This window comes from Sphingobium sp. SG1, assembly GCF_057063145.1.
This window is the reverse complement of record NZ_JBVVOJ010000063.1, coordinates 1-1,091: the sequence shown is the minus strand read 5'-3', so window position 1 is coordinate 1,091 and position 1,091 is coordinate 1. Positions and strand designations below refer to the sequence as shown.

The window sequence follows — 1,091 nt, the reverse complement described above, 5'->3', positions numbered from 1 at the left end:
GGACGACATTGCGCCGTGCGGGCAGGAACGCGCCGCTGTGCAGCGAACGGACCAGCCCCTCGTTGATCGGTGTCCCCTCGAAGTGGAAGGCATCGAGGTCCTTCACCACCGGCAGCTTGGCGGCCGCCATCCGGTATCGGATCGAGGCGGCGTGGCGGTGCGTTGCCTCCGCGCGCAGCAGATCGGTCAGTATCTCCATCGTCGTGCGCTGGCGCTGAAGCCCAGTGGTGACGGCCTCATCGAACGCGCCGGCCATCCCTTTGAGTCCAAGTCCGCGCATCGCGTCGATCATGTCATGCCGCTGCATGGAAGTTCCTCAGTTGGTCGTAACGGGCACAGTCGGCGATCGGCGGATGCCGCAGGGCGTTGTCCTCAGAAGTGACGATCGTCAGCGGTCGCGGCGGTTCGCGGCGCCGTGCCAGGATATTGAGGATCAGATCGTCGCTCGCCGTGCCGGTCGCCAGCGCCTCCCGCACGGCGGCCTCGACGAGTTCCAGGCCGTCGGTCAGCACGGCCGCCAGCACGCGCACGAACCGCCGATCGGCATCATCGCCGTTGCCCAGCTTGCGTCGTAATCGGGCGAGCGCTGGCGACAACTCCCAGTCCTGGAAGGGAGCGCCGTTGCGTAAAGCGCCGGGCTTGCGGGCCAGCACCGGCAGATAGTGCCAGGGATCATAGATGGTGCGGTTCCGCCCGAAGAAGCGGGGATGCTCGGCGACGACCTCATCGCCGCATCGCACGACAATGCGGTCGGCATAGGCCCGAACCTGCACCGTGCGCCGCGCCACCGTCGAGAGGACCGAGTATCGGTTGCGATCGTAGCTGATCAGGCAGGTGCCCGACACGCCGTGCTCGCTCTCGTTGAAGCCGTCGAACGCCCCCAGCATCGACTGTAATGCAGGGCGTTCGATCTCCAGCATCTGCGCCACGGTCTGTTCGCTTTGCTCAGGATGCGCCTGTCGTTCGGCCCAGCGCCGGCACTCAGCTTCCAGCCAGCCATTGAGTTCCTCGAGGCTGGCGAACCGCAGGCGGGGCTGGAAGAAACGCCCTCGGATCGTCTGCACCTGGTTCTCGACCTGACCCTTCTCCCA

Annotated in this window: 2 protein-coding genes; both read right to left on the bottom strand. The window is 66.3% G+C overall.

Annotation, left to right across the window (positions count from 1 at the left end; all coding sequences use genetic code 11):
- Window positions 1-307 (bottom strand): ATP-binding protein (locus tag AC0KVN_RS27565; RefSeq protein ID WP_483656826.1); only part of this gene is annotated, 307 nt, incomplete at its 3' end.
- Window positions 294-1,091 (bottom strand): Mu transposase domain-containing protein (locus AC0KVN_RS27560; RefSeq protein ID WP_483656824.1); only part of this gene is annotated, 798 nt, incomplete at its 5' end. The genes AC0KVN_RS27560 and AC0KVN_RS27565, both read right to left, overlap by 14 nt.